Genomic DNA, 8,254 nt, shown 5'->3' with positions numbered 1-8,254 from the left:
TCGCTGTAGGCCTGCGTGCGCCCGTTGTCGACCAGCACCAGGTGCACCTCGCTGGGGCCGTCCTTCTCGCCCGGCTTGCGCGGACCGCTGATCATGTTGAAGTAGGTGGTGATCGCCTGCCCGGTCGCCGAGCGCGTCAGCAGGGCGAACAGCGGCGGCACGTGTTCGAGCTTCTCGACCACTTTCTCGATGCCGGTGATGGCGATGTGAACGTCGGGCACCGTGGTGCACATGCGGCCGTTGCCCTCGTTCTCGACCAGGCACAAGGTACCGGTTTCGGCGACCGCGAAGTTTACACCGGACATGCCGACCTCGGCGGTCATGAATTTCTCGCGCAGGACAGCGCGACCGATACCGATCAATTCGTCGACCGAGTCGGTGTAACTGGCGCCCGGCACCTTGTCGGCGAACAAGCGGGCGATCTGCTCCTTGGTCTTGTGGATCGCCGGCATGATGATGTGCGAGGGCTTCTCGCCGTCGAGCTGGACGATGTACTCGCCCATGTCGCTCTCCAGCGCTTCGATGCCGGCGTCGGCCATGGCATGGTTGAGCTCGACCTCCTCGCTGACCATCGATTTGCCCTTGACCATCAGCTTCGTCGAGTGGCGTTGCGCAATGCCGACGATGATGGCGCAGGCCTCTTCGGCATTCTCGGCCCAATGTACCTGCACACCATTGGCGGTCAGCTTGCGCTCGAGTTGTTCGAGCAGCTCGGGCAGACGCGCCAGGCTGTACTTGCGGATGTGCTCGGCGAGTGAGCGCTGACTTTCCAGCGCTGCCGGGTCGGGAAACTGCGCGGCGCGCTTGGCAATCAGGAAGTCCATCGCGCCGCGGAAGCTCTTGCGCAGATGCGGGTCGGCGACTGCCTCCGCAGCGCGTTGCTTGAATTCGCTGGCTGGGACGAAATTGAGCGGCTGGGGGGCGTTCATGGCAGCTCCTCTTCATTGACCAGCAGCAGAACGACCAGCTCCTTCGGGCCATGCGCGCCGTAGGCCAGGGTAACCTGGATGTCGGCCGTCTTCGACGGACCCGACACCAGCAGCGCGTTGGTCGGCATGTCGTCGCTCCAGCGCTGCACGCTCATGGCGTCGAAGAGCGTGTCGTGGAGTTGGTCGGCGTCGAGCACGGCAAAGTGGATCGGCGGCACCAGTGACATCAGGCGCGGTTCGCTGGCGTCCGGCCAGACGATCAGCGTCCCGGTTTCGGCGATGCCGCCACGCGTCGAGGTCAGTCCGGCATCGGTGTCTTCGAAGAGCTCCTTCTTCCACTCGCCAATGGGGCGGTCGTAAGGCTTCAGTCCTGCGATGCCGGCGGCCTCAAGCGCCGCCGCGTGCACACTCTGCTCGCCGTAGAGCAAGGATCGCACGCCTTTCGCTGCACACAGTTCGCGCAGCTTCTGTGGCCAGTTGTCACGCGTTGCGCGGACGACTTCACCGTGCCAGAAAGCCATTTTTTTGCAGAACAGCGCGATCCGCGAAGCACGTGTGCTCGGCGACGCAGCGGCAGCCAGCGCCGCGTGGAAGGCGGCTACGTCCGGCGCCAATACCGCCTTGCCTTGCGGCGCTGCTCGCAAGCGCTGCAGGATGTTGTCACGCGCGCTCATCGCTCACCCCCTTCGCCGTTCGTCCGCTGCCAGAGGAAAGTCGCCAGGTGCTGCCCCTGAAAGCCATCCCGCCGTTTCTGCAAGGTGTGGTTCAGGCTGAGCATGCAGCCGCAGTCGGCCGAGACAAACGTCTCGGCACCGGTCTCCTTGAGCGCGTCGACCTTGTCGCCGGCCATTGCCGACGAGATCGCCGGGTGTTTCAGAGAGAAGGTCCCGCCAAAGCCGCAGCACTCCGATTCGTGCTCGTGTACGACCAGTTCGACCCCGGGCAGCTGCGCCAGCAGCGCGCGCCCGTGCTCAAGCGTCCCCATCTCGCGCCGCGCCGCGCATGAGGTGTGCAGGGCGACACGTGCCGGCGCACCCTGGTCAACCAGGCTGACCCTGGCCACATGCACCAGAAATTCGCTGAGTTCGAAAACGCGATCGGCGAGTGCCGTCGCCTCGGCCAGCAGGCCTGGATCGTCGGCGAACATCTCGGGATAGTGGTGGCGCATCGTGCCGGCACATGAACCGGACGGAACGATCACCGGCCACGGCTCGGGGAAGAGCCGCAACTGCGCCCGGGCAACGGCGCGCGCCTGCTCGGGAAAGCCGCTGCTATGCGCCGGCTGCCCGCAGCAGGTCTGGTCGGCGGGGAAATGAACCTCAATGCCCTCGCGCTCGAGTAGCCGGAGGGCGTTCATCCCCGCTTCCGGGCAGAACAGATCGATCAGGCAAGTCCCGAAAAGGTAGACCTTTGCCGGCTTGTCCGGGTAGTGGCGGCTGCCTGTTTCATCCATGGCTGGCTCCTGCTGGATCAACGAGAGAAAGTGGTCAGACCACTTTCGCGTACACTAATTAGGCCATCGGACTTTGTCAATCTCGCTCACCCAAGCCGGCCATGTCGAACCAGAAGGACGAAAGCGCCATGCCGGGCAGCGGCATCTTGCCCCTGAAGCGAATTGGTAAGACCACTGGATACCTGCAATAATTGACGCATCCAGCCGCAGGAGCCCCGCAGATCAACATGAGTTACCCCAAGCTAAAGCTTCCGCGGATCCCCGACGCCATTGCCCATCAGCTCGAGACGCGGATTCTCGAGGGCTCGCTGAAACCCGGTGACCGCCTCCCGGCCGAGCGCGAACTGGCGATCGAACTTGGCGTTTCACGCCCGTCGCTACGTGAAGCGATAAAGAAACTCGTCTCCCGCGACCTGCTGGTCAGCCGTCATGGTGGCGGCACCTACGTCACCGACCGGCTCGACACCAGCTTCATTGATCCATGGCAGCAACTGATGGATCAGCACCCTTCCCTGCAGGACGACGTGCTCGAGTTTCGCTATCTCCTCGAGGCCTCGGCAGCCGAACTGGCCGCGCAGCGGGCGACTGACGCCGACCTCGAGCGTCTCGAGCAAGCTTACGCCCGGCTCGACGCCGCCTATCTCGGGGATGATCGCAGCGCCCAGGTGACTGCCGACGTCGCTTTTCACCTGACGATCGCCGAGTCTGCGCACAATGTGTTGTTCGGTCACCTGGTGGCGAGCGTCATGCGTCTACTGCACGAGCACGTGCGCCGCAGCCTGCGTGAAATCGCGGTCAGCCGCGAGACCGGCGGTCTATTGATGGCCCAGCATCTGGCGATCCGCGATGCGATCCGCTCGCGCCGGCCGGAAGCAGCCCGGCTGGCCGCCCAAACACATATCAGCTTCGTTCGACAGCGGCTTGGCGAAGCGGCGGACTCGGAACAAAGACAGCAAAGATCCTTGCGACACTTCAGCTGACGGCGGCCCGCCTAGACTTTGGCGCGCATTAGCCGCGCCTTCTCGCGTACCCAGTCGCGATCTTTGTCGGCTTCGCGCTTGTCGTATTGCTTCTTGCCCTTGGCCAGGCCGATCTCGACCTTGATGCGACCACGCTGAAAATGTAGATCCAGCGGCAGCAGCGTGTAGCCGACTCGCTCGACCTGACCAATCATCTTGCTGATTTGCTTGGCATGGAGCAGCAACTTGCGGGTGCGCACCGGATCCGGTTTGACATGCGTCGACGCCGCCATCAGCGGCGTGATGTGCATGCCGAAAAGGAAGACTTCGCCCTTGCGCAGGAGGACATACGCTTCCTTGATGCTCGCCCGCCCGGCGCGGATCGCCTTGACTTCCCAGCCCTCCAGCGCCATGCCAGCCTCGACCTTCTCTTCTATGAAGTAGTCATGAAAAGCCTTCTTGTTGGCGACGATGCTCATGGTACCGTTTCTCGGGGAATTGGGAGTCGGGAGTGCTAGAATAGTCGATTCTACAGGATTCACGAGGCCCGGCAGCGAATGGCCGTAGTCAAGAAATCGGTACTGATCGAGCGCTCGTCGCAACAGATGTTCGACTTGGTCGACCGTGTCGAGGACTATCCCCAGTTCCTTCCCTGGTGCAGCCAGACGCGCTGCGAATTCCGCAACGACCAGAAGACCGTCGCCACGCTGCACATCAACTACCGCAGCGTGACCTCGCACTTCACCACCGAGAACGACAAGGAATCACCATTCTGGATGAAAATCAAGCTGGTCGATGGCCCGTTCCGCCAGCTTGACGGCTTGTGGCACTTCAAGCCGTTGGCCGATTACGCGTGCAAGATCGAGTTCCAGCTGTCGTACGAATTCTCCAGCAAGATGTTCGAAAAAGTGATCGGCCCGGTTTTCAGCCAGATTGCCAACTCTTTCGTCGATGCTTTCGTGAAACGCGCCAACGAAGTGCACGGCCAGCCGAATGGATGAGACGCTGCGCATCGAAGTGGTCTACGCCTTGCCATCGAAGCAGCAGATTGTCTGCCTGACGCTGCCGCCAGCGAGTACGGTGCGCCAGGCCATTGAAGCGTCAGGGCTGTTGCAGAAGTACCCGGAAATCGATCTCGCAAAAAACAAGATCGGTGTGTTCGCCAAGCTCACCAAGCCCGACGCGCTCTTGCGCGATCAAGACCGCATCGAAATTTACCGGCCGCTGATTGCCGATCCAAAAGAAGTGCGCAAGCAGCGAGCCGCCGAGGGCAAGGTCATGAAAAAGGGTGCCGGCGACGGCGAGAGCGAGTAGAAGGCTCTACTTGCAGTTGTCCTGCACTGCCTGACGCGCTCTCGCCGCCTGCTGTTCACGCTCCGCGCCAACCACGTAGTAGCGTTCGCCCTTGCTGTCCAGCATCGTCACCCGTTCACCGGACTCGAGGATCTGCAGTGAGCGACGCGCGGAATCGCAGTTCCCCTGTCTTTCGGCCGCCGCCTGTTGATCCTTCGAGGCATTTTCGGCGCTGTCCTGGGATTCCTTCAAGCGCTTGCGGAACTCCATCTCGCGGTCGGCCGCGCTCTTCGCGGCGGCGTCGCCCGATGGCGGGGCTGCCGCATCGATCTGCCGCTGCTGCTGGACGTTGCTCGTTGGTGGCCGGTCGGAAAGCACCGTCTTGTTGTTTTTATCCTGCCATTGATAGATCTGCGCTTCCGCCACCAAGGCTGCACACAGCAGCGCAGCAGCAACCGTCATCGTTAAGCGTTTCATGGCCGTTCAGCGGTAAGTGAGCACACTGTATAATACGTTTTTGTGACCTCGGATCAAAGGCCATGCGTTTAATCCAACGGGCGTTGACGTTCGACGACGTCCTCCTTGTTCCTGCCCACTCCTGCGTAATGCCGCGCGACGTTACGCTCAGGACACGTCTGACACGCAACATCAGTCTCAACCTGCCGCTGGTGTCTGCGGCCATGGACACCGTCACCGAGAGTCGCCTGGCAATCGCCCTGGCACAGGAAGGCGGTATCGGCATGGTGCACAAGAACCTCAGCCCGAAGGCGCAAGCGGCTGAAGTGGCCAAGGTCAAGCGTTTCGAATCGGGGATTCTGAAAGACCCGATAACCGTTCCGCCAAACATGTTGGTGCGTGACGTGTTGGCGCTGACCAGCCTGCACAAGATCTCCGGCGTACCGGTACTCGATGGTCGAGTCGTCGTCGGCATCGTGACCAACCGCGACCTGCGCTTCGAGACAAATCTCGACCAACCGGTCAAGAACATCATGACCCCGCAGAATCGGCTGGTGACGGTACCCGAGGGAGCGACCGTCGAGGAAGGCAAGGCGGTGATCCACAAGCATCGCCTTGAACGCGTGGTGGTGATCAACGACGCTTTCGAGCTGCGCGGCCTGATCACCGTGAAGGACATCATCAAGACTACCGAACACCCCCACGCCAGCAAGGACGCCACTGGCCGCTTGCGCGTCGGAGCGGCCGTCGGCGTTGGCCCGGGAACCGAAGAGCGCGTCGAACTGCTCGCCGAAGCGGGTGTTGATGTGCTGGTGGTTGACACCGCCCACGGTCACGCGCAAGGCGTGCTCGACCGCGTGGCCTGGATCAAGAAGAATTTCCCCCTCGTCGAGGTGATCGGCGGCAACATCGCCACCGCCGACGCGGCGCGGGCGATGCTCGACCATGGCGCCGACGGCGTCAAGGTGGGTATCGGCCCCGGCTCAATCTGCACCACGCGTATTGTCGCCGGCGTAGGCGTACCCCAGATCACCGCCATCCAGAACGTCCACGAAGCCCTCAAGGGCAGCGGCGTGCCGATGATCGCCGATGGTGGTGTGCGCTACTCTGGCGACATCTCGAAAGCGATCGCCGCCGGCGGCAACACGGTCATGCTCGGCGGTCTGTTTGCCGGTACCGAAGAAGCGCCCGGCGAGGTTGAACTGTTCCAGGGGCGCTCATACAAGTCTTACCGTGGCATGGGCTCAATCGGGGCCATGGCGGCGGGAGCAGCCGACCGCTACTTCCAGGAGGAAACAGCCAACGTCGACAAGTTGGTACCGGAGGGCATCGAGGGACGTGTTCCCTACAAGGGTTCTGTGTTGGCGGTCGTTCACCAACTGATGGGCGGCCTGCGCTCGTCAATGGGTTATCTGGGCTGCCGGACGATCGACGAAATGCACGAACGCGCCACCTTTGTACAGATCACCTCGGCCGGTGTCCGTGAGTCACACGTCCACGACGTACAGATCACCAAGGAAGCTCCCAATTACCACGTCGATTGATCACTGATCGACGAACAACGGGCGGCTGCAGGCCGCCCGCGTCATTTGAGGCGTCGTCATGTCCCATCAAAAAATCCTGATTCTCGATTTCGGTTCGCAGGTCGCCCAGCTGATCGCCCGCCGCGTCCGCGAGCAGCAGGTCTATTGCGAGCTGCATCCGTACGACGTCGACGAGGAGTTCATTCGCAACTTCAAGCCACAGGGGATCATCCTTTCCGGCGGTCCCAACTCGGTCTACGAGGTGGAGGATTTCAAGGCACCGGCAGTGGTGTTCGAACTCGGCGTGCCGGTGCTGGGAATCTGTTATGGCATGCACCTCATGGCCGCGCAGTTGGGTGGCAGCGTCGAAAGTTCCACCACACGAGAATTCGGCTATGCAGATATGCGCGCCCGTGGCCACTCCGCCCTGTTTCAGGGCATTGAGGATCGCCGCAACGACGAAGGCCACGGCCTCCTCGACGTCTGGATGAGCCACGGCGACAAGGTCACCGCCTTGCCGCCCGGCTTCAAGCTGATCGGCAGCAACGAATCGACCGCCATCGCCGCCATGGCCGACGAAACCCGGAAATTTTACGCGGTTCAGTTTCACCCCGAGGTCACCCACACCCTCAAGGGCAAGGCCATCCTCGGCCGCTTCGTACGCGACATCTGCGGCTGCGGGCACGACTGGAACATGCCCGACTACGTCAGCGAGGCGGTCGACAAGATTCGTTCTCAGGTAGGCACAGAACAAGTCATCCTGGGCCTTTCCGGCGGCGTCGATTCCTCGGTGGCAGCAGCACTGATCCACCGCGCGATCGGCGATCAATTGACCTGCGTTTTCGTCGATAACGGCCTGCTACGCCTCAACGAAGCCGAGCAGGTGATGCACACCTTCGCCCATAACCTCGGCGTCAAGGTGGTGCACGTCGACGCCACGGCACAGTTCATGGGCCACCTGCAGGGAGTCTCCGATCCCGAACAGAAACGCAAGATCATCGGCCGCGAGTTCGTCGAGGTTTTTCAGGCAGAGGCAGCCCGGCTGGCCAACGCCAAGTGGCTGGCGCAGGGCACCATCTACCCCGATGTGATCGAGTCCGCAGGGGCCAAGACCAAGAAGGCGCATACCATCAAGAGCCATCACAACGTCGGTGGCTTGCCGGAAGAACTCAATCTGAAACTGCTCGAACCGCTGCGCGAGTTGTTCAAGGACGAAGTGCGCGAACTCGGTGTCGCCCTCGGTCTGGCGCATGACATGGTCTATCGCCACCCCTTCCCGGGCCCCGGACTCGGAGTCAGGATTCTTGGCGAGGTGAAGCCGGAGTTCGCAGACCTCCTGCGCCGTGCCGATGCCATCTTCATCGACGAGTTGCGCGCTGCCGGCTGGTACGAGAAGACCAGCCAGGCCTTCGCCGTATTCCTGCCGGTGAAATCGGTCGGCGTCATGGGCGACGGGCGCACCTACGAGTACGTGGTTGCCCTGCGCGCCGTCGAAACGCAGGATTTCATGACCGCGCAGTGGGCAGAACTACCCCACAGCCTGCTCGGCAAGGTCTCGAACCGGATCATCAACGAAGTGCGCGGCATCAATCGGGTGGTCTACGACATCTCGGGCAAACCACCGGCGACGATCGAGTGGGA

Annotated in this window: 10 protein-coding genes; 5 read left to right on the top strand and 5 right to left on the bottom strand. The window is 62.2% G+C overall.

Annotation, left to right across the window (positions count from 1 at the left end; translation table 11 throughout):
- From RUW20_RS08635 to RUW20_RS08625, 3 genes are all read right to left on the bottom strand, one after another.
- On the bottom strand, window positions 1-929 hold a 929-nt coding region (locus RUW20_RS08635; protein ID WP_313951804.1), incomplete at its 3' end, for an LUD domain-containing protein.
- On the bottom strand, window positions 926-1,603 hold the full coding sequence (locus RUW20_RS08630) for a lactate utilization protein (RefSeq protein ID WP_313951803.1): 678 nt from the start codon (window positions 1,601-1,603) through the stop codon (window positions 926-928). The genes RUW20_RS08635 and RUW20_RS08630, both read right to left, overlap by 4 nt.
- Entirely contained in the window at window positions 1,600-2,382 is a 783-nt protein-coding gene (locus RUW20_RS08625) for a (Fe-S)-binding protein (protein WP_313951802.1), read from the bottom strand. The genes RUW20_RS08630 and RUW20_RS08625 overlap by 4 nt, the downstream gene beginning before the upstream one ends.
- A 227-nt stretch (window positions 2,383-2,609) precedes the next feature.
- Between RUW20_RS08625 and RUW20_RS08620 the strand changes: the two genes are divergently transcribed.
- Window positions 2,610-3,362 carry an FCD domain-containing protein gene (locus RUW20_RS08620; RefSeq protein WP_313951801.1) on the top strand — a complete coding sequence of 251 codons (753 nt, stop codon included), beginning with the start codon at window positions 2,610-2,612 and terminating at the stop codon, window positions 3,360-3,362.
- Between the two features lie 11 nt (window positions 3,363-3,373).
- On the opposite strand, the gene smpB is transcribed toward RUW20_RS08620, so the two are convergent.
- Window positions 3,374-3,820 (bottom strand): SsrA-binding protein SmpB, encoded by a 447-nt coding sequence (gene smpB / locus RUW20_RS08615; RefSeq protein WP_313951800.1) that lies wholly within the window; start codon window positions 3,818-3,820, stop codon window positions 3,374-3,376.
- Window positions 3,821-3,898: 78 nt separating this feature from the next.
- Between smpB and RUW20_RS08610 the strand changes: the two genes are divergently transcribed.
- Both RUW20_RS08610 and RUW20_RS08605 read left to right on the top strand, forming a co-directional pair.
- Window positions 3,899-4,342, top strand: coding sequence for a type II toxin-antitoxin system RatA family toxin (locus tag RUW20_RS08610; RefSeq protein ID WP_313951799.1), 444 nt, complete (start codon window positions 3,899-3,901; stop codon window positions 4,340-4,342).
- Window positions 4,335-4,655, top strand: coding sequence for an RnfH family protein (locus RUW20_RS08605; RefSeq protein WP_313951798.1), 321 nt, complete (start codon window positions 4,335-4,337; stop codon window positions 4,653-4,655). Before RUW20_RS08610 ends, RUW20_RS08605 begins: the two co-directional genes overlap by 8 nt.
- 6 nt (window positions 4,656-4,661) lie before the next feature.
- On the opposite strand, the gene RUW20_RS08600 is transcribed toward RUW20_RS08605, so the two are convergent.
- On the bottom strand, window positions 4,662-5,111 hold the full coding sequence (locus RUW20_RS08600; RefSeq protein ID WP_313951797.1) for a DUF4124 domain-containing protein: 450 nt from the start codon (window positions 5,109-5,111) through the stop codon (window positions 4,662-4,664).
- Window positions 5,112-5,173: 62 nt separating this feature from the next.
- On the opposite strand from RUW20_RS08600, the gene guaB reads away from it, so the two are divergent.
- Complete coding sequence (gene guaB / locus RUW20_RS08595; RefSeq protein ID WP_313951796.1) at window positions 5,174-6,634, top strand: IMP dehydrogenase; 1,461 nt, start codon at window positions 5,174-5,176, stop codon at window positions 6,632-6,634.
- A gap of 58 nt (window positions 6,635-6,692) precedes the next feature.
- A partial coding sequence (gene guaA, locus RUW20_RS08590) for a glutamine-hydrolyzing GMP synthase (RefSeq protein WP_313951795.1) occupies window positions 6,693-8,254 on the top strand: 1,562 nt, incomplete at its 3' end.

The organism is Accumulibacter sp. (assembly GCF_032229525.1).
Taxonomy (GTDB): domain Bacteria; phylum Pseudomonadota; class Gammaproteobacteria; order Burkholderiales; family Rhodocyclaceae; genus Accumulibacter.
Note: the sequence above shows the minus strand (reverse complement) of the source record. Positions and strands in the feature narration are given on the sequence as shown.

Excerpts from the sequence above, each read along its gene's own strand:
- RUW20_RS08600 (WP_313951797.1), bottom strand. The coding sequence starts at position 5,111 with ATGAAACGCTTAACGATGACGGTTGCTGCTGCGCTGCTGTGTGCAGCC.
- RUW20_RS08630 (WP_313951803.1), bottom strand. The coding sequence starts at position 1,603 with ATGAGCGCGCGTGACAACATCCTGCAGCGCTTGCGAGCAGCGCCGCAA.
- RUW20_RS08620 (WP_313951801.1), top strand. The coding sequence starts at position 2,610 with ATGAGTTACCCCAAGCTAAAGCTTCCGCGGATCCCCGACGCCATTGCC.
- RUW20_RS08610 (WP_313951799.1), top strand. The coding sequence starts at position 3,899 with ATGGCCGTAGTCAAGAAATCGGTACTGATCGAGCGCTCGTCGCAACAG.
- guaB (WP_313951796.1), top strand. The coding sequence starts at position 5,174 with ATGCGTTTAATCCAACGGGCGTTGACGTTCGACGACGTCCTCCTTGTT.
- RUW20_RS08625 (WP_313951802.1), bottom strand. The coding sequence starts at position 2,382 with ATGGATGAAACAGGCAGCCGCCACTACCCGGACAAGCCGGCAAAGGTC.
- RUW20_RS08605 (WP_313951798.1), top strand. The coding sequence starts at position 4,335 with ATGGATGAGACGCTGCGCATCGAAGTGGTCTACGCCTTGCCATCGAAG.
- smpB (WP_313951800.1), bottom strand. The coding sequence starts at position 3,820 with ATGAGCATCGTCGCCAACAAGAAGGCTTTTCATGACTACTTCATAGAA.